28 protein-coding genes and 1 pseudogene are annotated in these 22744 nt (G+C 59.9%); 17 read left to right on the top strand and 12 right to left on the bottom strand.

Annotated elements, in window-relative coordinates:
- Positions 1-72: 72 nt before the first annotated feature.
- Positions 73-960 carry a LysR family transcriptional regulator gene (locus CI807_RS27865; protein WP_095017070.1) on the bottom strand — a complete coding sequence of 296 codons (888 nt, stop codon included), beginning with the start codon at positions 958-960 and terminating at the stop codon, positions 73-75.
- 111 nt (positions 961-1071) lie between these two features.
- Here CI807_RS27865 and CI807_RS27860 point away from each other — a divergent pair, with 111 nt between their 5' ends.
- Genes CI807_RS27860 through CI807_RS27850 form a run of 3 tightly spaced genes read left to right on the top strand, consistent with a single transcriptional unit; the run spans position 1072 to position 4005 of the window.
- A complete protein-coding gene (locus tag CI807_RS27860) occupies positions 1072-2364 on the top strand; it encodes a CitMHS family transporter (RefSeq protein ID WP_095017069.1) in 1293 nt (430 codons plus the stop codon).
- 1 nt (position 2365) lies between these two features.
- On the top strand, positions 2366-3691 hold the full coding sequence (locus CI807_RS27855; protein ID WP_095017068.1) for an acyclic terpene utilization AtuA family protein: 1326 nt from the start codon (positions 2366-2368) through the stop codon (positions 3689-3691).
- Positions 3688-4005: a hypothetical protein gene (locus CI807_RS27850; RefSeq protein ID WP_095017067.1), complete on the top strand. Its 318-nt coding sequence runs from the start codon at positions 3688-3690 to the stop codon at positions 4003-4005. The genes CI807_RS27855 and CI807_RS27850 overlap by 4 nt, the downstream gene beginning before the upstream one ends.
- A 98-nt stretch (positions 4006-4103) precedes the next feature.
- Here the strand turns inward: CI807_RS27850 and CI807_RS27845 are convergent, their stop codons facing one another.
- Together CI807_RS27845 and folE are read right to left on the bottom strand one after the other, a co-directional pair.
- Positions 4104-4475 (bottom strand): glutathione S-transferase N-terminal domain-containing protein, encoded by a 372-nt coding sequence (locus CI807_RS27845; RefSeq protein WP_095017066.1) that lies wholly within the window; start codon positions 4473-4475, stop codon positions 4104-4106.
- A 101-nt stretch (positions 4476-4576) separates the two neighbouring features.
- Positions 4577-5122, bottom strand: a complete 546-nt coding sequence (folE, locus tag CI807_RS27840) for a GTP cyclohydrolase I FolE (protein WP_003175229.1) — start codon at positions 5120-5122, stop codon at positions 4577-4579.
- A 143-nt stretch (positions 5123-5265) separates the two neighbouring features.
- Between folE and CI807_RS32200 the strand changes: the two genes are divergently transcribed.
- Positions 5266-5538 (top strand): zeta toxin family protein, encoded by a 273-nt coding sequence (locus tag CI807_RS32200; RefSeq protein ID WP_371858022.1) that lies wholly within the window; start codon positions 5266-5268, stop codon positions 5536-5538.
- 41 nt (positions 5539-5579) lie between these two features.
- On the opposite strand, the pseudogene CI807_RS27830 reads toward CI807_RS32200, so the two are convergent.
- A pseudogene (locus CI807_RS27830) lies at positions 5580-5741 on the bottom strand (zeta toxin family protein); the annotation flags it as partial.
- Positions 5742-5828: 87 nt separating this feature from the next.
- Here CI807_RS27830 and CI807_RS31370 point away from each other — a divergent pair.
- A complete protein-coding gene (locus CI807_RS31370; RefSeq protein ID WP_157742085.1) occupies positions 5829-6017 on the top strand; it encodes a hypothetical protein in 189 nt (62 codons plus the stop codon).
- Between the two features lie 52 nt (positions 6018-6069).
- On the opposite strand, the gene CI807_RS27820 is transcribed toward CI807_RS31370, so the two are convergent.
- From CI807_RS27820 to CI807_RS27810, 3 genes are all read right to left on the bottom strand, one after another.
- Entirely contained in the window at positions 6070-6627 is a 558-nt protein-coding gene (locus CI807_RS27820) for a Smr/MutS family protein (protein ID WP_095017065.1), read from the bottom strand.
- Positions 6628-6702: 75 nt separating this feature from the next.
- Positions 6703-7023, bottom strand: coding sequence for a hypothetical protein (locus CI807_RS27815; protein WP_033900878.1), 321 nt, complete (start codon positions 7021-7023; stop codon positions 6703-6705).
- Between the two features lie 141 nt (positions 7024-7164).
- Complete coding sequence (locus CI807_RS27810) at positions 7165-7755, bottom strand: cysteine hydrolase family protein (RefSeq protein WP_016976373.1); 591 nt, start codon at positions 7753-7755, stop codon at positions 7165-7167.
- Positions 7756-7994: 239 nt separating this feature from the next.
- Here CI807_RS27810 and prmB point away from each other — a divergent pair, with 239 nt between their 5' ends.
- Positions 7995-8903: a 50S ribosomal protein L3 N(5)-glutamine methyltransferase gene (gene prmB / locus CI807_RS27805; protein ID WP_095017064.1), complete on the top strand. Its 909-nt coding sequence runs from the start codon at positions 7995-7997 to the stop codon at positions 8901-8903.
- Positions 8904-9002: 99 nt separating this feature from the next.
- Here prmB and CI807_RS27800 read toward each other — a convergent pair whose 3' ends face one another.
- Together CI807_RS27800 and CI807_RS27795 are read right to left on the bottom strand one after the other, a co-directional pair.
- Positions 9003-9809: a hypothetical protein gene (locus tag CI807_RS27800; RefSeq protein ID WP_016976375.1), complete on the bottom strand. Its 807-nt coding sequence runs from the start codon at positions 9807-9809 to the stop codon at positions 9003-9005.
- Between the two features lie 99 nt (positions 9810-9908).
- A complete protein-coding gene (locus CI807_RS27795; protein ID WP_095017063.1) occupies positions 9909-10871 on the bottom strand; it encodes an alpha/beta hydrolase in 963 nt (320 codons plus the stop codon).
- Between the two features lie 143 nt (positions 10872-11014).
- Here CI807_RS27795 and aroC point away from each other — a divergent pair, with 143 nt between their 5' ends.
- From aroC to CI807_RS27775, 4 genes are all read left to right on the top strand, one after another.
- Complete coding sequence (aroC, locus tag CI807_RS27790) at positions 11015-12106, top strand: chorismate synthase (RefSeq protein ID WP_016976377.1); 1092 nt, start codon at positions 11015-11017, stop codon at positions 12104-12106.
- Positions 12107-12116: 10 nt separating this feature from the next.
- Positions 12117-13277, top strand: a complete 1161-nt coding sequence (locus CI807_RS27785; RefSeq protein WP_095017062.1) for an MFS transporter — start codon at positions 12117-12119, stop codon at positions 13275-13277.
- Entirely contained in the window at positions 13274-13804 is a 531-nt protein-coding gene (locus CI807_RS27780) for an acireductone dioxygenase (RefSeq protein WP_095017061.1), read from the top strand. The genes CI807_RS27785 and CI807_RS27780 overlap by 4 nt, the downstream gene beginning before the upstream one ends.
- A 210-nt stretch (positions 13805-14014) precedes the next feature.
- On the top strand, positions 14015-14284 hold the full coding sequence (locus CI807_RS27775) for a response regulator transcription factor (RefSeq protein ID WP_095017060.1): 270 nt from the start codon (positions 14015-14017) through the stop codon (positions 14282-14284).
- 60 nt (positions 14285-14344) lie between these two features.
- On the opposite strand, the gene CI807_RS27770 is transcribed toward CI807_RS27775, so the two are convergent.
- Complete coding sequence (locus tag CI807_RS27770) at positions 14345-14623, bottom strand: DUF3509 domain-containing protein (protein ID WP_010208870.1); 279 nt, start codon at positions 14621-14623, stop codon at positions 14345-14347.
- A gap of 352 nt (positions 14624-14975) precedes the next feature.
- Between CI807_RS27770 and CI807_RS27765 the strand changes: the two genes are divergently transcribed.
- The 5 genes from CI807_RS27765 to CI807_RS27745 all read left to right on the top strand — a co-directional run bounded on the left by CI807_RS27765 (position 14976) and on the right by CI807_RS27745 (position 20708).
- Positions 14976-16802, top strand: coding sequence for a long-chain-acyl-CoA synthetase (locus tag CI807_RS27765; RefSeq protein WP_095017059.1), 1827 nt, complete (start codon positions 14976-14978; stop codon positions 16800-16802).
- A 111-nt stretch (positions 16803-16913) separates the two neighbouring features.
- Complete coding sequence (locus CI807_RS27760; RefSeq protein ID WP_095017058.1) at positions 16914-17429, top strand: ankyrin repeat domain-containing protein; 516 nt, start codon at positions 16914-16916, stop codon at positions 17427-17429.
- A 41-nt stretch (positions 17430-17470) separates the two neighbouring features.
- Positions 17471-18001, top strand: a complete 531-nt coding sequence (locus CI807_RS27755; protein ID WP_095017057.1) for a hypothetical protein — start codon at positions 17471-17473, stop codon at positions 17999-18001.
- 68 nt (positions 18002-18069) lie between these two features.
- Positions 18070-18261 carry a PLDc N-terminal domain-containing protein gene (locus CI807_RS27750; protein WP_003172956.1) on the top strand — a complete coding sequence of 64 codons (192 nt, stop codon included), beginning with the start codon at positions 18070-18072 and terminating at the stop codon, positions 18259-18261.
- Positions 18262-18620: 359 nt separating this feature from the next.
- Positions 18621-20708: an LTA synthase family protein gene (locus CI807_RS27745; protein ID WP_016976384.1), complete on the top strand. Its 2088-nt coding sequence runs from the start codon at positions 18621-18623 to the stop codon at positions 20706-20708.
- A gap of 167 nt (positions 20709-20875) precedes the next feature.
- Here CI807_RS27745 and CI807_RS27740 read toward each other — a convergent pair whose 3' ends face one another.
- Positions 20876-21028, bottom strand: coding sequence for a DUF3309 family protein (locus CI807_RS27740; protein ID WP_015885095.1), 153 nt, complete (start codon positions 21026-21028; stop codon positions 20876-20878).
- A 328-nt stretch (positions 21029-21356) separates the two neighbouring features.
- On the opposite strand from CI807_RS27740, the gene CI807_RS27735 reads away from it, so the two are divergent.
- Both CI807_RS27735 and csrA read left to right on the top strand, forming a co-directional pair.
- Entirely contained in the window at positions 21357-22172 is an 816-nt protein-coding gene (locus CI807_RS27735; RefSeq protein ID WP_095017056.1) for an SDR family oxidoreductase, read from the top strand.
- Positions 22173-22301: 129 nt separating this feature from the next.
- Positions 22302-22505 carry a carbon storage regulator CsrA gene (csrA, locus tag CI807_RS27730; RefSeq protein ID WP_095017055.1) on the top strand — a complete coding sequence of 68 codons (204 nt, stop codon included), beginning with the start codon at positions 22302-22304 and terminating at the stop codon, positions 22503-22505.
- Positions 22506-22512: 7 nt separating this feature from the next.
- On the opposite strand, the gene CI807_RS27725 is transcribed toward csrA, so the two are convergent.
- Complete coding sequence (locus CI807_RS27725) at positions 22513-22740, bottom strand: YheU family protein (protein WP_003192759.1); 228 nt, start codon at positions 22738-22740, stop codon at positions 22513-22515.
- Between the last annotated feature and the right edge of the window lie 4 nt (positions 22741-22744).

The following is a 22744-nucleotide window of genomic DNA, read 5'->3' as shown; positions in this document are numbered from 1 at the left end:
ACCCTGATCTGTAGGAACCCGGCTTGCCGGCGATAGCGTTTTCAGGGGCGCCATCGCCGGCAAGCCGGGCTCCTACAGGGATCGCAACTCTGTATTCAGCAGGTCGAAACACCGCTGCGCCGCCGGGCTCAGGCTCATCCCGCTACGTGTGATCAACCCGATCTCCCGGTTCACGCCGGGATGATCGATGTGGATGCGCTTCAATCCTTCCAGGCTGTCTGCCGCCGATTCCGGCAGCACACTGATCCCCAGCCCCTGGCGCACCAGGGCCAACACCGTGGACATGTAGTTGGCCTCCATCCCGGCGTTCATTGTCAGGCGCGTCTCATCGAACAACGCCTCCACTTGCTCGCGCACGCTGCTGTCGCGGCCGGTGAGGATGATCGGCTGGTCGGCCAATTGCTCCAGGGTCAGTTGGCGGTGGCGGGTGAGCGGATGTTCCACCGGCACGAACGCACACAAGCGATCGTTCAACACCGGCACAAATTCCAGGCCATGACTGAGCCGTGCGCGCACGCCGATACCGAAATCCACCTCGCTGGAACGCACCTGGGCGTGGATGCGATGGGCTACCAGGTCATGCAGGCGCACCTCGATTCCGGCAAAGCGCTCGCGAAACAAGCGTAGAACCGGCGGCAAACTGCCGGCGCACACCGAGGGCAGGGCGGCGATGGTGACCACGCCCCGGCGCAGGGCGGCGAGGTCGCGGGAGCCGGTGACGATGTTGTCCAGGTCCAGCAGCAGTTTTTCCATGGGGCCGCGCGCGTCCTGGCCGGCGGCGGTGAGGCTGACGTGGCGCGGGCTGCGGTCGAGCAGGGCGACGCCAAGCCAGTCTTCCAGTTGCTGCACCTGCACCGTCAGCGCCGAAGGTGACAGATGCAGCTCATTGGCAGCCTTGGTGAAGCTGCCGGTGCGAGCCACTGCAAGAAACGACTGAATGTGTTGGATGCTGTTCTTCATTTTGTTTTTCCGAACACTAGCGGGTGAATATTCCAATTTACAAAGACTAACCCGCTTCCAATACTCCGGGTAAAACAATAACCGGCCACCAAGGCCGCTCTGGAGTAACCCATGCTCGCTACCCTGGGTGTCATCACCATCCTGTGCCTGCTCGCTGCCGTCATGAGCAAACGCCTCTCGCCACTGGTGGCCCTGATCGCCTTGCCGATCATCGCCGCGTTGCTCGGCGGGTTCGGCCTGCAAACCAGCGCCTTCATCATCACCGGTATCAAGAACGTCGCCCCTGTGGTGGGCATGTTTGTGTTCGCGATCCTGTTTTTCGGGATCATGACCGATGCCGGCATGCTCGACCCTATCATTGATCGCATCCTGCGCACGGTAGGCACGCGTCCTACACGCATTGTCGTAGGCACCGCGACCTTGGCGCTGCTGGTGCATTTGGATGGCTCTGGTGCGGTGACCTTTCTGGTGACGGTGCCGGCAATGCTGCCGCTGTATACGCGGCTGGGCATCGACAAACGTATCCTCGCCTGTGTTTGCGCGATGGCGGCCGGGGTCAACTTCTTGCCGTGGACCGGCCCGGTGCTGCGCTCGTCGGCCGCGCTGCATGTGCCGGTGGCGGACTTGTTCCAACCACTGATCCCGGTGCAAATCGTCGGCCTGATCTTCGTTTTCGCCTGCGCCTGGTGGCTCGGCCGTCGCGAAGAAAAACGCCTGGGTCTCGGCGCCGGCTCTACTGTGGATGCGGTGCCTCAACGGGTACTGAGTGACGATGACATCAAGCTGCGTCGCCCGCGCCTGTTCTGGGTCAACCTGATCCTGACCTTGCTGGTGATGGTGGTGATGATTGCCGGCTGGGTCGATCCGGTGGTGATGTTCATGCTCGGCACCGTGGTGGCGCTGTGCATCAACTACCCGAACGTTGATGCCCAGCGCGCCCGCATCGACGCCCACGCCAAGACCGCCCTGACCATGGCCAGCATTCTGCTCGCCGCCGGGGTGTTCACCGGGATCATGCAGGGCACCAGCATGCTCAAGGCGATTGCCGAAGTGGCGGTAGCGCAGATTCCGGCCGGCCACGGCAAGTTGATCCCGGCGGTGGTGGGCTTCATTTCCATGCCGCTGAGCATGTTGTTTGACCCGGATTCCTACTATTTCGGCGTGATGCCGGTGATCGCCGAAGTCGGCAAAGCCCTGGGCGTCGACCCGCTGCAAGTAGCCCAGGCCTCGTTGCTGGGTGTGCACACCACTGGCTTCCCGGTCAGTCCGCTGACCCCCGCGACCTTCCTTTTGGTGGGCCTGTGCAAGATCGAGCTGGCTGATCACCAGCGCTTCACCATTCCGTTTCTGTTTGCCGCGTCGGTGTTGATGACCCTGACCGCGTTGCTCCTGGGAGTTATTTGAGATGAAAACCTTGCGCATCGGTTCCGGCGCCGGCTATTCCGGCGACCGTATCGAACCTGCCGTGGAACTGGCCGAGCAGGGCGATTTGGATTATCTGGTGTTCGAATGCCTGGCCGAACGCACGATTGCTTTGGCGCAACAGGCGCGAATCAGCGATCCAGAAGGCGGTTACGACCCGCTGTTGAGTGAGCGTATGCGCCGCGTGTTGCCTTTCGTTGGCGTGAAAGCCGGGCATCGTCGCTTGCGGGTGATTACCAATATGGGTGCGGCCAATCCGGTGGCGGCGGCTGGTGTTGTGCGGCGAATTTCTAAGGAACTGGGCCTTGATCTCAAGGTGGTCGCCGTCGTCGGCGATGATGTGCTGAGCGTGTTGCAGCCCGAGTGTTTGCTGGATAACTGCCAGACGGTGGGTTCCTTGGGGGAGCGGCTGATTTCTGCGAATGCCTACTTGGGCGTCGACGGCATTTTGCAGGCGCTGCACGCTGATGCGGACGTGGTGATCACCGGGCGCGTGGCCGATCCCTCACTGTTCCTGGCGCCGCAGATGTTTGAATTCGGCTGGGCGGCGGACGATTGGCAGCGCCTGGGGCGCGGCACCTTGGTAGGGCATTTGCTTGAATGCGCCGGGCAAGTCAGCGGTGGCTATTTTGCCGATCCTGGCTTCAAGGATGTAGAGGACCTGGCGCGTCTGGGTTTCCCCTTGGCCGAGATCACTGCGGACGGTGAGGCGGTGATTACCAAGGTAGTCGGGTCCGGCGGGCGGGTCAGCCGTGCGACCTGCACCGAACAGCTTATCTATGAAGTGCACGACCCGGCGGCTTATCTCACGCCTGACGTAACGGCGGATTTTTCCCAAGTGGGGTTTGTGGCGGAGGGCGTTGATCGCGTTCGCGCCCAAGGTGCAGACGGTCGTGCGCGCCCCGAACAGCTAAAGGTCAGCGTCGGCTATCTGGACGGTTGGATTGGAGAGGGGCAGATGTCCTACGGCGGTCCCGGTGCTGTCGCACGGGCGCAGCTGGCGCGGGATGTCGTCCTCAAGCGGCTCGAGTTGATGGGCGTAAGGATGCAGGAGGTGCGTGCCGAGCTGATTGGCATGGACTCGCTCCACGGTCCGCGCAGCCGTGTCGAACCCTGGGAAGTGCGCCTGCGCGTGGCCGCACGCTGTGAAGATCGCGGTGAGGCAGTGCGGGTTGGCAATGAGGTGGAAACCCTCTACACCAACGGGCCGTCGGGTGGCGGCGGTGCGAGCAAAAGCGTGCGTCAGGTGGTGGCGGTAGCGTCGTTGTTACTGCCGCGTGATGTGGTCAACCCGAGGATTGAAGCATGAAGTTGCAGATGCTGGCCCATTCCCGCACTGGGGATAAGGGCGATACGTCGAACATTTCGATCATTGCCTATCGTGCCGAGGATTACCCACTGCTGTGCGAACAGTTGACGGCCGAACGTGTTGCCGAGTTTTTCGCGGGTTTGCGTGAGCCGGGCGCAGCGCCTGTACGGCGCTATGAGTTGCAGAATGTGCAGGCGCTGAACTTCGTGTTGCCGGGCATCCTGCGCGGTGGCGTCACCCGTTCGCTGGCGCTGGATGCCCATGGTAAGTGCCTAGGGTCAGCGCTGCTGGATCTGGATATCAACGACCTGTAGGAGCCCGGCTTGCCGGCGATGAGGCCCCAACGCCAGGCGGCGATCTTTTCGGACGCCATCGCCGGCAAGCCGGGCTCCTACAGGTGGGGGGGGGACTGTCAGACTGCTGCGAAACGCTTATCGAGGTAATCAATGATCACCTTGGAGTCATACATCCAGGTGGTCTGGCCATTCTCTTCGATACGCAGGCACGGCACCTTGATCTTGCCGCCTTGCTCCAGCAGGGTCTGACGGTCCTGTTCGTTGTTCTTCGCATCTTTCAACGCCACCGGTACGTTCAGGCGGTGCAGGGTGCGGCGGGTCTTCACACAGAATGGGCAGGCGTGAAACTGATACAGCGTCAGTTCCTTGGCCGCTGCATTCACCTGCGCCTGTTGCTCGGCAGAACGCTGCTTTTTGCGTGGGCGGGTAAGAAAGTCGCCCGCGATGATGACGTGGCCGAGGCCCACTCGAAGTGCTTTGACGAACATGGCTGAAACCTCTTGCCCATGAAGAAGGGGCCGCAGCTTACCTCAATTTTGCAGGCGAAAAAAAACCGGCGATGAACGCCGGTTTTTTCGTCCGCAGCCGGTTACTTGATCAGGCTGAGGAATTCGCTGCGGGTGGCCGCGTTTTCGCGGAACTCACCCAGCATCACCGAAGTGATCATCGACGAATTCTGTTTCTCCACACCGCGCATCATCATGCACATGTGCTTGGCTTCGATCACTACGGCCACGCCCAAGGCGCCGGTCACTTGCAACACGGCATCAGCGATCTGGCGGCTGAGGTTTTCCTGGATCTGCAGGCGGCGCGCGTACATGTCGACAATCCGCGCAACCTTGGACAGGCCTAGCACTTTGCCGCTTGGAATATAAGCGACGTGGGCTTTGCCGATGAACGGCAGCAGGTGGTGTTCGCACAGCGAGTACAACTCGATGTCCTTGACCAGCACCATTTCGCTGTTGTCGGAGCTGAACAAGGCACCGTTGGTGACTTCTTCCAGAGTCTGCTCATAGCCGCGGCAGAGGTACTGCATCGCCTTGGCGGCACGCTTTGGCGTGTCGAGCAGGCCCTCGCGGGAAACGTCCTCGCCGAGTTGGCCGAGGATCGCGGTGTAGTTTTGTTCCAATGTCACAGGACTGTTTCCGTATGGGTTTCAGAACGGTACGGTGTATGCCTGTACCAATGTGAAGCGTTTTTCAGCGCAGATACCACATTGAGCGCTTGTGATTGGCGCATATAGTAGCGTAGGTGCGCCGACAGTTGTATTCCTGGGCGATGCCGATGTTAGAGTCGGCCTCCGTTGAGGGGGACGTGATGACACCATTGGAACGAAGCATTTCTGAGCGTGCAGTGCTCTTTGCCAAGGAAAATCGGACACGAATAGCCCGGCAATTGGCCTGCTTGAAAAGGTATCCGGCTGACGAATTTCCGGTATCAGTATTCATGGCAGGCTCCCCAGGCGCAGGTAAGACAGAGGTTTCGAAGTCCTTTATTCGCTTGATGGAAGCGAGTGGTGCCACAGCTCTTCGGATCAGCTCGGGCTTCTGATAAACGTAAATGATTTGAGCCGTTCGATTGTTTTTATTGAGCGCGCGTTGAATGTTCTTTCTAGCCACATCAAGACTCGCAAGTGTCCCATCCAGAAGAAACGATTGGCGCTGTTGATAAACCAGATCGAGGGTACGTTCAACGACAACGGTTACACCCCGCTGAAAAAGACTCACAGACGGTGGCGATGCAGAAATCGGCATTGACCTTTCAGCCGAGGAAATTGACGAGTGGGTCAGGCAGCCCTACCATCCAGATCAACTTGAGAGAATTTTGACCGGAGCAGCCTTATGAAAGGCGAAATCACGGAAACGGTAGAAAGCTATCCAGCGACGACTATGTCAGACTTTTTCCGGAACTGTTCGGTAGAGGAAAAGCGGGCGGTGTATCGAAACGCAGCAAATGCTGCGATTACGATGCAAAAAGCCGTGATTTCTTTAGCGAAAGAAAAGAAATCTCGAGAGTTTAGTAGTAACTAGAAATCCAGCTCCCGAACAAAAAGCCCAGCCTTAGCGCTGGGCTTTTTCATGGTTACTCGTCGCGCCCTTCCATCATGGTGCGCTTGAGCATCACATACACCGCCCCCGCGCCGCCGTGGCGGGCCTGGCATGAGGTAAAGCCGAGCACCTGGGCATGCTGGCGCAGCCAGGTGTTGACGTGGCTTTTGATCATCGGGCGCTTGCCGTCCAGCCGCACGGCCTTGCCGTGGGTGACGCGTACGCAGCGGATTTCGAACTTGGTGGCCTCGGCCAGGAAGGCCCACAGGGTTTCCCGGGCTTTTTCGACATTCATGCCATGCAGGTCGAGGCTGCCTTCGAACGGGATCTGGCCGGCCTTGAGCTTGCGCATCTGGCTTTCCGGCACGCCATCGCGGGCCCACATCAGCTCGTCTTCGGGGCCGACGTCGATCACGAACTGGTCCGACAGGCCATCCACGGTGGTGGCATCGGTGCGCACGGTCGCGGCCTGACGCAGCTTGGCGATCTGCGCGCGGTCGGCCTTGGGTTTGCCGGTGTCGGCGCGGTCGTGCTTGATCGGCTTGACGCCGCGCAGCTCGTTTTTGAACAGGGAAAAATCGTCGTCTTGCATGTTGGCCTCCGCGAAGGGCGGGCAGTTTACCTAAATCGCGGCGGCCAGGGCGCAGTAAACGCTATCCAAGCGCCATCAGTCGTGCTTTTTCATCAGGTGTGAAGCGATGTTCAGCGACAACGGCTGACGCATTTTCCGACGGCTGCGCCGCCATAACCATACGCCCAACCACAGCACCAGCAGCCCGATCACCAACAGAATCGCCGAGCCGCCAGGGCTGGCATTCAGTTCGCCGAGGGCCGGCGAGTGACCCAACAAACCGGCGCCACCAGCGCCGGCCAACAGCACACCAACTATCGCCAGCAACGCGGCAATGCCGGCTACCAGGCGCAGACGCCAGTTGCTCGGGCCCTTGGGGCGCAAGCGACGAGCGTCAAAACCATCGGATATCTTCATTCCGACCTTTCCTCCAGGGTATCGGCCCTTCGACCGGACAATACACAGGTTGTTCCGGGGCGAGGGGTAAATGCGCCAAATGAAAGGGCTTTGCGGATGAGCGGGGCCATAAACAGGCCGCGCCGCTCATCTGAAGGTCGATCAGATCAGATCTTTGGTCAACGCCAGGGTGGCGAAGTTGTCGGCCATGATGGCCATTTCGGTTTGCTGCACGTGCTCGGCGCTGAGGATGCCGCCTTTGTAAGGCAGGTCGCGGGTGGCGCAGGCGTCTTCCACCAGCGTGCAGCGAAAGCCCAGGTTCTTGGCAGCGCGCACGGTGGTGCTGACGCTGGAGTGGCTCATGAAACCGCAGACGATCAGGTCCAGGGAGCCGAGGTCCTGCAAGTGTTTTTCCAGGCCGGTGCCATGAAAGGCGCTGGGCAGCAGCTTGCCGATGATGGTTTCGTCGCCTTCAGGCTCAAGGCCCGGAATGAATTCGCCGCGCTCGCCCTGTGGATCGAACAGACCACCCACGGTGCCCAGGTGACGTACATGCACGATCGGGCGCCCGGCGTTGCGGGCGGCTGACACAAGTTGCTTGATGTTGCCGACGGCCGCGTCCATGCCCGAGAGGGCGAGCGGGCCGTTGAGGTATTCCTTCTGGGCGTCGATGATCACGAGGGTCGCATGGCTGAGGTTCGCTGCTGCGTAACCACGACCGCTGAGTTGAAACATCGTCTTTGGAACGGACATTCTGGGGCTCCTGTGAGGGGGGCTTTTGCGACATTGTCCACTGGCTGAGCGGTTCTGTGAATCGCTACCATCGTAAGGTACGCCGTTGTTGACGTGCAGCCATGTCAAGAGGTGGGCCTGTTTAACACAATGATGGCAATTTGGATGAAATCCGACGGGTGGCGACGGGTTTTCGTACATCGTCGGTACAGGTGAAGGCTGTTAGAATCGCCAGTCGTTTTTTCCAGGAGCTTGCCCCCGTGACCACTTCCCGCCTGCGCACCTTGCGCGACAATATCCGTTGGGCTGTCAGCCGTTTCCATGGGGAAGACCTGTTTTTTGGCCATGGCACCGACAATGCCTGGGACGATGCCCGGCAACTGGTGCTCGGTGCCTTGCACTTGCCATGGGAAATTGCCGACAGCTACCTCGACTGCAACCTGGAAGAAGAGGAAGTCGCCCATCTGCAACGTTTGTTGCATCGCCGCATCCACGAACGGGTGCCGACACCTTACCTGATCGGCGAGGCTTGGTTCTGTGGCATGTCGTTTATCGTCGATGAGCGCGTGCTGATTCCGCGTTCACCGATCGGCGAACTCATCGAAAACCGCTTCGAACCCTGGTTGGCGCAGCCGCCGGCGCGGATCCTCGACTTGTGCACCGGTTCCGGTTGCATTGGTATCGCCTGCGCTTATGAGTTCCAGGACGCCGAAGTGGTGCTGGGGGACTTGTCCTTCGAGGCCTTGGAAGTGGCCAACCAGAACATCGAGCGCCATGGCGTCGATGAGCGTGTCTACACCGTGCAGGGTGACGGATTCGACGGCCTGCCGGGCCAGTGTTTTGACCTGATCGTCTCCAACCCGCCGTATGTGGATGCCGAAGACTTCGCCGACATGCCCGACGAATACCAGCACGAGCCGGAACTGGGCCTGGCGTGTGGTGACGACGGCTTGAACCTGGTGCGGCGCATGCTGGCCGAAGCGGCGGACCACCTGACCGAGAAGGGGTTGCTGATTGTTGAAGTGGGTAACAGCCAGGTGCACGTGGAGGCGTTGTACCCGGAAGTGGACTTCGCGTGGCTGGACTTCCAGCGCGGTGGTCACGGGGTGTTCATGTTGACGGCTGAGCAGTGCCGCCAGCATCAGGCGGTGTTCGCCGCCCGAGTGTGACGCACACCCTGTAGGGGCCCGGCTTGCCGGCGATGGCGATCTTGCAGACACCATCGCCGGCAAGCCGGCTCCTACAGGAGAATCAATCATGCATTTGGATTAGCGGTGTGTAGCAATCCAGATCAATAACCCCGCCTGAAACACCGTAAACGCCACAAGGCACGTGATGGTAAAGCGCAAGCCGCTGTCCTCACGCTTGAACTTGGTGACTTTTTCCTCTTCCTTGCGCAGCTTCACTTCCTGCTCGGCCAGGTTCTGCTCGGCCTGTTGCAGCATTTGCGCCGCTTCCAGAATCTCCACGAACTGCACTTTTTCAGTGTTCCAACTGTCCAGCACATCGCTGACCTTGCCCGGTTGCACGTTACCCTTGAGGTGCTGCACATCGGCATAAGCCACATCAAATCCCTGGATGCGCAGGAAGTGATCGCGGCGCAGGCGGGTGGCTTCGTTCAGCGCATCTTTGTTGGCCAGGTCAACGCCGTCGACGCGGTAGTGCGACCACTTCTTTTTCGCCCAGGCAGCGCCTTGGGCCACCAGGAAGCGCCCGATGCCACGATTGGCCGGTTCGATTTCCAGGCTGTTGCCGGGGCCGAAGTGCACGCGATGTTTATCGTGATCAACCCAGATATCCAGGTGATTCTGTTCACGGCGCACGCGCTGGCCCGGCAACTGGATGACCATGCGCAGCAGGCTGTGGTGTTTGTCGTTGCGCTCGGCATAGCCAAACTGCACGAAGCGCAAAGGCCGCACGCCGGTGGCGCGGTCGGTGGCCAGGGGCGCCAGGCGCAGCATCTTGAAATGCTCAGCCTGGACATCCGCCCACGGCAGGGGCGCCGCGTCGACGGCCTCGGTTTTGTCAGCCGGGGTGTCGGCGGTGGATTCCGGTGTTGCTTCAGTGGTTGTCATGCGGCGCGATCCTGTCCAAGCCCAGCGAGTCGACAGTCTTTTTACTGTCGACTCTGGGCTTATCGGCCGCTTTCCCCAGGACTGGAGGCAAATTGTCGCTTAACGGGGTTGAAGTCCGTCGATAAAGCGCACCAGGCGGTTGCCCAGCTCGGCGGCGAGGGGCAGTTGCGGGTCGTTGTAGGAGGCCAATTGCTGCTTCACATCATTGGGCACGATGCGCATCACGTGGTTCATGCCCTCGATCAGCACAAGCTGCGCGTCGGGCTTGGCCTTTTTCAGTTGCTGGGCATCGCCGACGCCGACCTGGATATCGTTGGTGCCCTGGATGATCAGCGCCGGCATGTTCAATTTGGCAAAGGCTGCCGAAGGATCGGCACGGAACAGGCTGATCAGATACGGCTGCACACTGGGTCGGAAAATGCCTTCCAACGGGCCAGGCACATCCGCATCCACTTGGCCGCCCTTGAGGTGATCGAGGATTTGGTTGCTGCGCAGCAGCAGGGCAGGGGGCAGGTGATCGGCCAGTTGTTGGCGAATGACTTGATCCACCGGGCGCGCGCTGCCGGACAACGAGACCACGCCCGCCGGGTCCAATTGCGGCGCGGCGAGGGCCGCCACCAGCGCACCTTCGCTGTGGCCCAGCACTATCAGCGGGCCCATGCGTTTGTCGGCCTTGAGCAATTTGCCCCAGGCCACGGCGTCGGCGACGTAGGCGTCCAGGGTCAGGTTGCGTTCGTCGGGGGTGGCCGCCAGGCTGGCCGCGACGCCGCGCTTGTCGTAGCGCACGCTGGCGATGTTATGCCGCGCCAGCACCCAGGCCAGGCGCTTGAGGCTGTCGTTGCGCGCGCCGTCGGCACTGTTGCCGTTGCGGTCGGTGGGGCCGGAACCGGCGATGATCAGCACCACCGGTACTGGCTTGTCGGATTTGGGCAGCAAGAGCGAACCAAACAGCTCGCCGCTACCGGTGTCCAGGCTGACAGGCCGTTGCAGCACCACAGGGGAGGCGGCGAAGCCAAGGCTGGAAAACAGGGTGAGGGTCAAAAGCAGAACTCGCAGCATCATCGCGCCATTATGAGAGAGGTGCCGGTTGGACCAAGGTCTACCGCTAAGGTTTCGAGGATGAACTACTCGGTTAGCCTGCGTATACTGGCCGCCTTAAGTTATTACGGTTGACTTGATTCAACTGATTTCACGGAGCGCCCTGCATGTCCGGCAATACCTTCGGCAAGCTGTTCACTGTCACCACCGCGGGCGAAAGCCATGGCCCGGCGTTGGTCGCCATTGTCGACGGCTGCCCGCCAGGCCTCGAGCTGTCCCTGGAAGACCTGCAGCGCGACCTCGACCGCCGCAAGCCCGGCACCAGCCGCCACACCACCCAGCGCCAGGAGCCCGACGAAGTCGAGATCCTCTCCGGCGTATTCGAAGGCCGCACCACCGGTTGCGCCATCGGCCTGTTGATCCGCAACACTGACCAGAAGTCCAAGGACTACTCGGCGATCAAGGACCTGTTCCGCCCGGCCCACGCCGACTACACCTACCACCACAAATACGGCGAACGCGACTACCGTGGTGGTGGCCGCAGCTCGGCGCGCGAAACCGCGATGCGCGTGGCGGCCGGTGCCATCGCCAAGAAATACCTGGCGACCCAGGGCATTGTGATCCGTGGCTACATGAGCCAATTGGGCCCGATTGAAATCCCGTTCAAGACCTGGGACAGCGTGGAAGACAACGCCTTCTTCAGCCCCGACCCGGACAAGGTGCCGGAACTGGAAGCCTACATGGACCAGTTGCGCCGCGACCAGGACTCCGTCGGCGCCAAGATCACCGTGGTCGCTGAGGGTGTGAAACCTGGCCTGGGTGAACCGATCTTCGACCGTCTCGACGCTGAACTGGCCCATGCGCTGATGAGCATCAATGCGGTGAAAGGCGTGGAAATCGGCGCCGGTTTTGCGTGTGTGTCCCAGCGCGGCACCGAGCACCGCGACGAGCTGACCCCGGAAGGTTTTCTCAGCAACAACGCGGGCGGCATCCTCGGTGGCATTTCTTCCGGTCAGCCGATTGTGGCGCACCTGGCGCTCAAGGCGACGTCGAGCATCACCACGCCGGGCCGTTCGATTGATGTGCACGGCAACCCGGTGGACGTGATCACCAAGGGGCGCCACGATCCTTGCGTCGGCATCCGTGCCACACCGATCGCCGAAGCAATGATGGCCATCGTGTTGATGGATCACCTGCTGCGCAACCGTGGGCAGAATGCCGATGTTCGCGTGAGTACGCCGGTGCTGGGCCAGCTGTGACGGTTCGGCTGTGACAGCCCTCCCGTACTGGCGCCTCTCCAGCTTCTACCTGTTCTACTTCGCCCTCCTGGGGGCGACGGCGCCCTTCCTGGCGTTGTACTTCGACCACCTGGGGTTCTCCAGCGCGCGCATCGGCGAGCTGGTGGCCATCCCTATGCTGATGCGCTGCGTGGCGCCCAACCTGTGGGGCTGGCTGGGTGACTACACCGGCCGGCGCCTGGCCATCGTACGTTTTGGCGCGGTGTGCACCCTGGCGAGTTTTTCGCTGATCTTCATCAGCCATACCTACGCCTGGCTGGCGCTGGTCATGGCGCTGCATGCGTTCTTCTGGCATGCGGTGCTGCCGCAGTTTGAAGTGATCACCCTGGCGCACCTGCAAAAACAGACCTCGCGCTACAGCCAGATCCGCCTGTGGGGCTCCATCGGCTTTATTCTCACCGTGGTGATCATGGGGCGCCTGTTCGACTGGCTGAGCCTGGACATCTACCCGGTGGTGGTCGTGGTGATCATGGCCGGCATCATCGGTGCCAGCCTGTGGGTGCCGAATGCGCAACCTGTCAGCCACGGCAATCGCCTGGCGGGTGACGGTTTTCTCAAGCAACTGCGCAGCCCCGGCGTCCTGGCGTTTTATGCCTGCGTGGCGCTGATGCAGATGAGCCATGGCCCGTACTACACCTTTCTCACCTTGCACCTCGAACACTTGGGCTACAGCCGTGGTGTGATCGGGATGTTGTGGGCGTTGGGCGTGGTGGCGGAAGTGCTGATGTTCCTCGCGATGAGCCGCATCCTTTCGCGCTTTTCGGTACGCCGGGTGCTGCTGGCGAGTTTCCTGCTGGCGGCACTGCGCTGGCTGCTGCTGGGCTCGTTTGCCGAGTATTTCTGGGTGCTGTTGCTGGCGCAGGTGATGCACGCCGCTACCTTCGGCAGCTTTCATGCGGCGGCGATAGCCTTTGTGCAGCGCAGTTTCGGCGACAAGCAACAAGGCCAGGGCCAGGCGCTGTATGCCGCGTTGGCCGGCACCGGTGGCGCATTGGGCGCCCTGTATTCAGGCTACAGTTGGAACCTGTTGGGGCCGACCCTGACCTTCAGCATCGCCAGCATCGCCGCCCTGGCGGCCGCCGTTATCATCGGTTTTCGATTGCAAGAGCAGAACCAAGGAACCCTTCAATGAGTTATGTCGCTGTCTACTCAGTCGCTACACCGGATACGCCGAACAAGGTCCTGACCCATTTTGAGGACATCGCCGCCACCTTGGCCGAGCAGGGCGTGCTTTTTGAGCGCTGGCAGCCTGGTTCTGTCGAGAGGGACGCCAGCGATGCCGAGCTGATCGCCGCCTGCCAGGCGCAGATCGATAAGCTCGGCTACAGCGCCGCCGAGGTGCTGAGGAATGCCGCAGACCCCGCGCAGAACGCCGAGTTACGTGGGCAGTTTCTTGATGAGCGCCGCTACAGCGAAGACGATGCGCGTTTTTTCCTCGCCGGCCAGGGCCTGTTCGCGCTGCACATTGGCGATTACGTATACGCCGTACGCTGCGAGAAAAACGACTTGCTGGTGGTCCCAGCCGGTATGGCGCACTGGGTTGACATGGGTGATAACCCGTACTTCGTGGCGTTGCGTTTATTCAATACCGCGAAAGGGTGGATTCCTGAATTCACCGGTGACAATATTGCCCGGCGTTTTCCCGGTTTGGATGATTAATCGCTAGCTACCAAAAACTTCAATCCCGCATGTTGGAAGTTGTTGTGGGAAGAAACTTAAGCTCCTGTAGGGTCTTGCTGTTTATTGCGGGGCGCGCGCCTTAATCCCACGTCTTATGTAACTCTCTTCGGCAATAACGTTTATATCATCCGTCAATAGGAGGAATCCGAAGGGTGATAGGGCGTCAGCCAATAAAAAGGAGAGTAACCAATGAGAGGCCCACGGGAATCGTTCCAGGCACCCTATTCGGTGCCCAACGCTGTCAGGCGGCGCATTAATCTGGCGGGCAAGAGCCTGACGCCCACGGAACTGGAAATACTGCGCTGGGCCTCGGGAGGCAAGACGGTATGGGAGATCAGCCAGATACGCGCCACGTCTGAAGCCACGGTGAAATTCCATTTGCGCAATATCTACGGCAAGTTGGAGGTCAATAACCGTGTCCAGGCAATGAACGAAGCGGCGCGCAAGGGGCTTTGCTGAATACATGAAAAAAGGGCCGCGACACCCTAGGGTGTCGCGGCCCTTTGCTTTATCTGCTGCTTAGGCCGAGTGGTAGGTCGGCAGGGCAAAGCGGTTCTGGCTTTGCAGCATCGAAATCTGTGGCAGGTCGCTGGCTTGTTCGGCCAGGTCGCGGCGGATGGCGCTGATCACCCAAGTCAATTGGTCGGCCGTGTGCAGCTGCTGGTAGGAGATCGAGCGCTTGACCTGCTTGCCTTCGCTGTTGCGCAGGGTCAACAGGATGCCGCCGTCGGGACGTGGCTGGGTGGTGACGTCGTAGTTGGAGAATACTGAAGCGAATTTATCTTGGATCAGGCTCATGTCTATCAGCTCCGTTGGCTCAAGTTGGCAAGCATGGAGTGATAGGTGCAGTGATTGTGCCAGCTATCGATTTTTAAAAATAACGTTATAAATCAACAAGATATAAAATCTACAGATTTTCGATTTCGTGCAATTTGCATGAATGGCCATCATGCATCCTGCATTTTGCGTGGCTCGACGGCGCCGAACGGGCCCGCCCTTATTCCTAAAGACTGCATCCGCGTCGCTGAATTCCTTTTTTCAGCGGGCGTTCATCGGGATACAAAACTTTTCAAATCCTGCGTGTACAGCCGAAGAGAGGCTGACGTACTTTCCTGCAAGGTTTACGAAGAATAAGAAAAAGGACGTTCCCATGAGCCATTCGCAAAACGACATGATCACCTGGGGCATGATGCTGCGTAAGGTGCCCGCCATTGTTCGGGCCCTGCCACGGGTGGTGCGCGGCATGCGTGCCGCCAACGTCACCGACCCTCAGCAGCCCTGCGGCCTGGGCTGGCACTTCGAGCAAGCCACCCTGCGCAATCCACAGGGCACCGCCTTGTTGTACGCCGACCGCGTGCTCACCTACACGCAAGCCAACCAGTCCGCCAACCGTATCGCCCACCACTTGCAGGCCCAGGGCGTTCGCAAGGGCGATGTGGTGGCGATGTTTATCGAAAACCGTCCCGAGTTGCTGCTGAATGTGCTGGCTGTTGCCAAGTTGGGCGGCATCTGCGCCATGCTCAATACGGCGCAGACCCAAGCGGCGCTGGTGCACAGCCTGAACCTAGTGAGCCCGGCGGCGATCGTGGTGGGCGCGGAATTGGTGGCTTCATACGAGGCCGTACGCAATCAAGTGGAAATTCCCGTCGAGCGCACCTGGTTTGTCGCTGACCAACAGGCCAGCACGCTGCCGGATGGGTACTCCGATCTGATGGCCGCCAGCGCCGACGCCCCGGTGGATAACCCGGCCAGCACCGCGCAGATCTTCTTCAACGATCCCTGCTTCTATATCTACACCTCCGGCACCACGGGCCTGCCCAAGGCCGGCATCATGAAGCATGGCCGCTGGACCAAGACCGCCGTCAGCTTCGGCAGCATCGCCCTGGACATGGGCCCGGACGATGTCCTTTATTGCACCTTGCCGCTGTACCACGCCACCGGCCTTTGCGTGTGTTGGGGCTCGGCGATTGTCGGGGCATCGGGGTTTGCCATCCGGCGCAAGTTCAGCGCCAGCCAGTTCTGGGATGACGCCCGCCGGTTCAAGGCGACCACCCTGGGTTATGTCGGTGAATTGTGCGGTTACCTGCTCGATCAACCCGCCAACCTCAACGACCGTGATCACGGTGTGACCAAGATGGTTGGCAATGGCCTGCGTCCCGGCGTGTGGGCGCAGTTCAAGGCGCGCTATGGCGTCGAACATGTCTGCGAGTTGTATGCCGCCAGCGACGGCAATATCGGGTTCACCAACATTCTGAATTTCGATAACACCGTCGGCTTTTGCCTTCAGCACTGGGCGCTGGTGGACTACGCTCACGACAGCGGTGAGCCGATTCGTGGCAGCGATGGCTTCATGCATAAAGTGAAGACCGGTGGACAAGGCCTGCTACTGGCCAGGATCGATGAGAAGTCGCCCTATGACGGCTACACCGACCCGGAAAAGAACCGCAAGGTGATCCTCACCGACGTATTCGAGAAGGGCGACCGCTACTTCAATACCGGCGATCTGGTGCGCAGCATCGGCTTCGGTCATGCGCAATTTGTCGACCGCTTGGGCGACACCTATCGTTGGAAGGGTGAGAACGTCTCCACCACCGAAGTGGAGAACGTGCTGCTGCAGCACCCGCAGATCGCTGAAGTGGTGGCCTACGGTGTGGAAATCGAAAACACCAACGGCCGCGCCGGCATGGTTGCCATCACCCCGAGCGAATCCCTGGCCTCGTTGGATATGCGTGAGTTGCTGCAATTCGCCCACGGCCAGTTGCCGCACTACGCGGTGCCGTTGTTCCTGCGTATCAAGGTCAAGATGGAAACCACCGGTACGTTCAAATACCAGAAGGTAAAGCTCAAGGAGGAGGCGTTCGACCCTGAAAAAGCGGGCAATGACCCGGTCTACGCCTGGTTGCCGGGTTCGGACTGCTATGTGCCGGTGACGGGACAATTGTTGGCGCAGATCCAAGGTGGCCAGTTCCGTTACTAAAAGCAGCGTTATTGATTCTGCCTATGGTGCCTTTTGACAAAAAAGCCATGACAGGTGGGAACTCCCTCGCGACACTGGGCGCCATATAGAGGACCAGACAAGGAGCCCCACATGTCAGACCAAGCCAAACAGATGACCGATGACGAAGCTGCAGAATTTGCCGAGCAGGTGTTCGACGTCGCCCGCAAAGGCGACGCCGCCATGCTTGCCGCGCTACTGGCCAAGGGCTTGCCGGCAAACTTCCGTAATCACAATGGCGACACCTTGCTGATGCTCGCGGCCTACCACGGCCATGCCGACGCGGTAAAAGTGTTGCTGGAGTTCAAGGCTGATCCGCTGATTGCCAATGACAAGAACCAGCTGCCGATGGCTGGCGCAGCATTCAAAGGCAACCTGGCCGTGGTCAAGGCACTGATCGAAGGCGGTGCGCCAGTGGATGCGTCGTCCACCGATGGCCGTACGGCATTGATGATGGCAGCGATGTTCAACCGCGTAGAAATGCTCGACTACCTGCTCGGCCAGGGCGCCAACCCCAAGGCGACTGATGCCCAAGGCGCGACCGCGTTGGCGGCAGCACACACCATGGGCGCAGTGGATACGGCGGCGAAGTTGCAGAAACTGGTGTAGGCTACGCGCCCTCGAAAACCGCCCGCCACAGGACAACACCCATGAAAACCGCCCTCGTCGAACTCATCAGCAAAATCAGCGCCGGCGTCATGAGCGAGGACGAAGTGGCGCGCATTGCCGATGAAGCGGCCCAGGCCTACGCGGACCCTGTGGCGTTTCTGGCGGCCAACCCCGATATCAACTACGACGACAGCTTCCCGATTCCGTTAGGGGAGTGGGTCGTCGTCGGCAGCCTGCCGGAGACCGTGTTGTTCCAGGCCGACACCTACGGCGACCTGTTCGCGCAGATCGTCGCCTCGTTCGGTCCGGGCGTGGCGTTCAACCTCAAGCCCAAGCAGCTTGCGAAGACTGAGGACCTCACGGCGCTAAACCGCATCCAGATCCAGATGAGTGCCCTGAGCCCGGAAGATGGCGGCTATGTGCTGCTTAACTTCAGCCAACTGCTGGATGACGAGATCCAGGCCGTGCTGGTCTATGGCAACGACTTGCCGCGCGTGCTGGAACTGTGCGCCGAGGTGGGCATCAAGGGCGAGCCGTCCCTGGAAGCGCTGAAGATCGCCGTTCACGTCTGAAATAAAACGGAACCCCCACCAGGGCTGGCTATCCTACAAGTGCATGCCCTCACTTTAGGAGCGACACCATGGGTTCCACTTTTAATGGCTTGATCGGGCTGATCATCCTGGCGTTGGATATCTGGGCGATCATCAACGTGTTCAAAAGCGGCGCGAGCACGGGCGCCAAGGTGCTGTGGATCCTGTTGATCCTGCTGCTGCCGGTGCTGGGGCTGATCATCTGGGCAATTGCCGGGCCGCGGGGCAACGTGCGGATTTGATTATCCAATCGATCTAGACTGGGCACAGTCCATGTGGGAGCGGGCTTGCTCGCGAATGCAGTCTATCGGTCACGGATGTTTCGACTGACACACTGCATTCGCGAGCAAGCCCGCTCCCACATTGGTTTCAGCACATCTATTAGATTTATGTTTCGAAATATTCGCTGCACAGAATTTTCACATCCCATCCAAGACAATTCGCCGGCTTTATTTCCCTGCCAGGGCTCTACTCCAAGCGCCACTAAAGGCGGGGCTGCGGTGTGCGTTCAGTAATTAATAGCCTTGCTGCCATTGATCGGGCACCATTCGCGCCACCGCACTACTTTGTCACTTAAACTTCCAATGGGTCCTAAAACGACATGGCAAACCCGGACGCCCTGAATCAGCAGCGAGCTTCAAATCGCTTGCTGCAACCGACCGTCAAATCCCATCTGGCGTACACGCTGCTCTGCGCACTGGTCATGATGGTGATGTTCTCCCTGCTGCGCCTGGCGCTGCTGGTGTACAACCGCGAAATGATCCTCGACACGCCGGCCTCGACCTTCCTGGAAGCGTTCGCCAATGGCACGCGCTTCGACATCCGCTTCGTGATGTACGCGCTGATCCCGCTGCTGCTGGCGCTGTTCAGCGTCCGCGCCATGGCCGCGCGTGGGTTCTTCCGTCTGTGGCTGACCGTCGCGTCCAGCATTGCCCTGTTCCTGGGCCTGATGGAAATGGACTTCTACCGTGAATTCCACCAGCGCCTCAACGGCCTGGTCTTCCAGTACGTGAAGGAAGATCCGAAAACCGTGATGAGCATGCTCTGGTACGGTTTCCCGGTGGTGCGCTACCTGCTGGCCTGGGCCGTAGGTACGCTGATCCTGAGCATGGCCTTCAAAGGCGCCGACCGCGCAACGCGCCCACGCGGCCCGTTCAGCGGTGGCAGTATCGGCACCCGCCAAGTGGCTCCGTGGTACACCCGCATTGCGGTGTTTGTGGTCTGCCTGCTGATCGCCGTGGTCGCCATCCGTGGCACCCTGCGCCAGGGCCCGCCGCTGCGTTGGGGTGACGTGTACACCACCGATTCGAACTTCGCCAACCAGTTGGGGCTCAATGGCACGCTGTCGTTGATCGGCGCGGCCAAGGCACGTTTCTCCGAACACCGTGACAACACCTGGAAAGCCACACTGGAGCAGCCGCTGGCGACCCAGACCGTGCGTGACATGCTGGTGCTGCCGACCGAAAAACTGGTGGATACCGACACCGCCGCGGTGCGCCGTGAGTTCACCCCGCCGGCCGAGAAAACCCTGCCGATCAAGAACGTCGTCGTGATCCTGATGGAAAGCTTCGCCGGTCACTCGGTAGGCGCCCTGGGCCGTCCGGGCAATATCACGCCGTACTTCGACAAACTGTCCAAGGAAGGCCTGCTGTTCGACCGTTTCTTCTCCAACGGCACCCACACCCACCAGGGTATGTTTGCCACCATGGCGTGCTTCCCGAACCTGCCGGCGTTCGAATACCTGATGCAGACCCCGGAAGGCAGCCACAAGCTGTCGGGCCTGCCGCAGTTGCTCAGCGCGCGCAAGTTTGACGATGTGTATGTGTACAACGGCGATTTCGCCTGGGACAACCAGTCGGGCTTCTTCAGCAACCAGGGCATGACCAACTTCATCGGTCGTAACGACTTCGTCGACCCGGTGTTTTCCGATCCGACGTGGGGCGTATCCGACCAGGACATGTTCAACCGTGGCCTGGAAGAGTTGAAAGCCCGCGAAGGCGGTAAGCCGTTCTATGCCCTGCTGCAAACGCTGTCCAACCACACACCGTATGCCTTGCCGACGCCATTGCCGGTGGAGAAGGTCACGGGTCGTGGCAGCCTCGACGAGCATTTGACGGCGATGCGCTACTCCGACTGGGCCCTGGGCCAGTTCTTTGAAAAGGCCCGCAAGGAGCCATACTTCAAGGAAACCCTGTTTGTGATCGTGGGTGACCACGGCTTTGGGAACGAGCAACAAATTACTGAAATGGACCTGGGCCGGTTCAACGTGCCGATGCTGATGATCGCACCGGGCATGCAGGAGAAGTTCGGCGAGCGTGACCACACCGTAGGCACCCAGATCGACATCGTGCCGACCATCATGGGCCGCCTCGGTGGCGAAACCCTGCACCAGTGCTGGGGCCGCGACCTGCTGAACCTGCCGGAAGGCGACAAAGGCTTCGGCGTGATCAAGCCGTCGGGCAGCGATCAGACCGTGGCGCTGGTCACCGGCGATCGTATCCTGGTACTGCCGAAGGAAATGCCGCCGAAGCTGTGGGAATATGAACTGGGCGCTAACCCGACCGGTAAGGTGATTGCCGAATCGCCGGACGAAGGTGCACTAAGACAGAAACTGGAGTCGTTCCTGCAGACGGCGACCAAGAGCCTGTTGGATAACACTGCCGGCGTAGTTGACGGTAAGCCGGACTAATTAACCGGCAATAAAAAAGAGGCCTTTAAAGGCCTCTTTTTTTTTGCTAGGTTTTCTGTAGGAGCGGGCTTGCCCGCAAAAAACGTAAGGACAACGCGTTTATTCAGAAACTCCGTGTCGCCGTTAACGATCTTCGCGAGCAAGCTCGCTCCTACAGGGGTTGGCTTTTATATCCGGCCGAGCAACAACAGTACCAGCAGGACGACCAGTACGACACCCAGAATACCCGACGGGCCATAACCCCAGTTACGCGAGTGAGGGAATACTGGCAGACCACCGACCAGCAGGAGGATCAGGATAATGATCAGAATGAGGCTCATGGTTTTTTTCCTTATTGGCCTTCTGCAAAGACCGGTTATTAACGATAGGCCCGCTAGTTGATTCACGAACGCCTTAACAACTCCGACTGTTGCCCGCTGCGGAAAATTCAGTATTTTTTTAAAGCATTTCGCACACTTGCTTATTTCTTTTAATGCGTTCGCAAATACGCGCTGTTAGTTGAAAAATATTGAACTTAGTCTATACGCGAACCTCCGACCCGGCTGACGGTTTGCCGCGGGCATTCATCACTCTGATGGTGGATGGGTGTAGGAAAAACCTTCGCTACACTGCCGGTCACTTCTTCCGTGAACCACAAGGCTACTTCCTATGCAAAATCGCATGATGATCACTGGCGCCGGGTCGGGCCTGGGCCGCGAAATCGCTTTGCGTTGGGCCCGTGAAGGTTGGCAGTTGGCCTTGTCGGACGTCAGCGAACCGGGCCTGCAGGAAACCCTCAAGCTCGTTCGCGAGACCGGTGGCGACGGGTTTATCCAGCGTTGCGATGTGCGCGACTACAGTCAACTCACCGCGTTCGCCCAGGCGTGCGAGGTCAAGCTGGGCGGCATCGATGTGATCGTCAACAATGCCGGCGTGGCCTCCGGTGGTTTTTTTGCCGAACTGTCCCTGGAAGACTGGGACTGGCAGATCGCAATCAACCTGATGGGTGTGGTCAAGGGCTGCAAGGCGTTCCTGCCGCTGCTGGAAAAGAGCAAGGGCCGCATCATCAACATCGCGTCCATGGCCGCGTTGATGCAGGGCCCGGCGATGAGCAACTACAACGTAGCCAAGGCCGGCGTGGTCGCGCTGTCGGAAAGCCTGCTGGTGGAGCTCAAGCAGCAGGAAGTCGGCGTGCACGTGGTGTGCCCATCGTTCTTCCAGACCAACCTGCTCGATTCGTTTCGTGGGCCAACCCCGGCGATGAAGGCCCAGGTAGGCAAGTTGCTTGAGAGTTCGCCAATCTCGGCGGCGCAGATTGCCGATTACATCTACCAGCGCGTGGCTGAGGGCGAGTTCATGATCCTACCCCATGAACAAGGGCGGATGGCGTGGGCATTGAAGCAAAAGAACCCGCAGTTGCTCTATGACGAGATGACCACCATGGCCGACAAAATGCGCGCCAAAGCGCAGGCGGCAAAGGGCTGATCAGGTAGTGGTCTGTCAGGCAATTTACCTGTCGATGTAGGTAGTGCCTGTTTTTGCCGCGAGCCATTGCTGCGGCCCACCCCGTGCGCGCATGGTCGAGGTCCTTTCATTGTTAAAAGGACAACCGCCATGCTGGTATTGAGCCGCGCTGTAGGCGAAGTCATTTCCATTGGCGATGATATCGCCGTGCACATCCTTGAGTTGAACGGTAACCAGGTGAAGTTCGGCGTTGGCGCGCCGGCCGGGGTGCAGGTTCATCGAGCGGAGGTGTACCAGAAAATCCTCGAACGCCAAGACGCCAGGACCCATCCGGTGCCTGTGCCCAACCCCTGAAACCCGGTCAATCGAACAGATGCTTGGGCACGTCGTGCTTGAGCATCAACTGGCACTGCTCGCTCTCCGGGTCGAACACAATCAGTGCCTGGCCCTTGGTCAATGCCTGACGCACGCGCAGTACGCGGGTTTCCAGGGGCGTGTCGTCGCCATTGTCTGTGCCGTCACGGGTGACAAAATCTTCGATGAGGCGGGTCAAGGTGTCGACTTCAAGTGCGTCGTAGGGAATCAGCATACAG

Origin of the sequence: Pseudomonas sp. NS1(2017), from assembly GCF_002269425.1 — a bacterium.
GTDB classification, from domain to species: domain Bacteria; phylum Pseudomonadota; class Gammaproteobacteria; order Pseudomonadales; family Pseudomonadaceae; genus Aquipseudomonas; species Aquipseudomonas reactans.
The sequence above is the reverse complement of the archived record's forward strand: the minus strand, read 5'-3'. Positions and strand labels throughout refer to the sequence as shown.

Excerpts from the sequence above, each read along its gene's own strand:
- CI807_RS27865 (WP_095017070.1), bottom strand. The coding sequence starts at position 960 with ATGAAGAACAGCATCCAACACATTCAGTCGTTTCTTGCAGTGGCTCGC.
- CI807_RS27860 (WP_095017069.1), top strand. The coding sequence starts at position 1,072 with ATGCTCGCTACCCTGGGTGTCATCACCATCCTGTGCCTGCTCGCTGCC.
- CI807_RS27855 (WP_095017068.1), top strand. The coding sequence starts at position 2,366 with ATGAAAACCTTGCGCATCGGTTCCGGCGCCGGCTATTCCGGCGACCGT.
- CI807_RS27850 (WP_095017067.1), top strand. The coding sequence starts at position 3,688 with ATGAAGTTGCAGATGCTGGCCCATTCCCGCACTGGGGATAAGGGCGAT.
- CI807_RS27845 (WP_095017066.1), bottom strand. The coding sequence starts at position 4,475 with ATGTTCGTCAAAGCACTTCGAGTGGGCCTCGGCCACGTCATCATCGCG.
- CI807_RS32200 (WP_371858022.1), top strand. The coding sequence starts at position 5,266 with ATGCCGATGTTAGAGTCGGCCTCCGTTGAGGGGGACGTGATGACACCA.
- CI807_RS31370 (WP_157742085.1), top strand. The coding sequence starts at position 5,829 with ATGAAAGGCGAAATCACGGAAACGGTAGAAAGCTATCCAGCGACGACT.
- CI807_RS27820 (WP_095017065.1), bottom strand. The coding sequence starts at position 6,627 with ATGCAAGACGACGATTTTTCCCTGTTCAAAAACGAGCTGCGCGGCGTC.
- CI807_RS27815 (WP_033900878.1), bottom strand. The coding sequence starts at position 7,023 with ATGAAGATATCCGATGGTTTTGACGCTCGTCGCTTGCGCCCCAAGGGC.
- CI807_RS27810 (WP_016976373.1), bottom strand. The coding sequence starts at position 7,755 with ATGTCCGTTCCAAAGACGATGTTTCAACTCAGCGGTCGTGGTTACGCA.
- CI807_RS27800 (WP_016976375.1), bottom strand. The coding sequence starts at position 9,809 with ATGACAACCACTGAAGCAACACCGGAATCCACCGCCGACACCCCGGCT.
- CI807_RS27795 (WP_095017063.1), bottom strand. The coding sequence starts at position 10,871 with ATGATGCTGCGAGTTCTGCTTTTGACCCTCACCCTGTTTTCCAGCCTT.
- aroC (WP_016976377.1), top strand. The coding sequence starts at position 11,015 with ATGTCCGGCAATACCTTCGGCAAGCTGTTCACTGTCACCACCGCGGGC.
- CI807_RS27780 (WP_095017061.1), top strand. The coding sequence starts at position 13,274 with ATGAGTTATGTCGCTGTCTACTCAGTCGCTACACCGGATACGCCGAAC.
- CI807_RS27775 (WP_095017060.1), top strand. The coding sequence starts at position 14,015 with ATGAGAGGCCCACGGGAATCGTTCCAGGCACCCTATTCGGTGCCCAAC.
- CI807_RS27770 (WP_010208870.1), bottom strand. The coding sequence starts at position 14,623 with ATGAGCCTGATCCAAGATAAATTCGCTTCAGTATTCTCCAACTACGAC.
- CI807_RS27765 (WP_095017059.1), top strand. The coding sequence starts at position 14,976 with ATGAGCCATTCGCAAAACGACATGATCACCTGGGGCATGATGCTGCGT.
- CI807_RS27760 (WP_095017058.1), top strand. The coding sequence starts at position 16,914 with ATGTCAGACCAAGCCAAACAGATGACCGATGACGAAGCTGCAGAATTT.
- CI807_RS27755 (WP_095017057.1), top strand. The coding sequence starts at position 17,471 with ATGAAAACCGCCCTCGTCGAACTCATCAGCAAAATCAGCGCCGGCGTC.
- CI807_RS27750 (WP_003172956.1), top strand. The coding sequence starts at position 18,070 with ATGGGTTCCACTTTTAATGGCTTGATCGGGCTGATCATCCTGGCGTTG.
- CI807_RS27745 (WP_016976384.1), top strand. The coding sequence starts at position 18,621 with ATGGCAAACCCGGACGCCCTGAATCAGCAGCGAGCTTCAAATCGCTTG.
- CI807_RS27740 (WP_015885095.1), bottom strand. The coding sequence starts at position 21,028 with ATGAGCCTCATTCTGATCATTATCCTGATCCTCCTGCTGGTCGGTGGT.
- CI807_RS27735 (WP_095017056.1), top strand. The coding sequence starts at position 21,357 with ATGCAAAATCGCATGATGATCACTGGCGCCGGGTCGGGCCTGGGCCGC.
- csrA (WP_095017055.1), top strand. The coding sequence starts at position 22,302 with ATGCTGGTATTGAGCCGCGCTGTAGGCGAAGTCATTTCCATTGGCGAT.
- CI807_RS27725 (WP_003192759.1), bottom strand. The coding sequence starts at position 22,740 with ATGCTGATTCCCTACGACGCACTTGAAGTCGACACCTTGACCCGCCTC.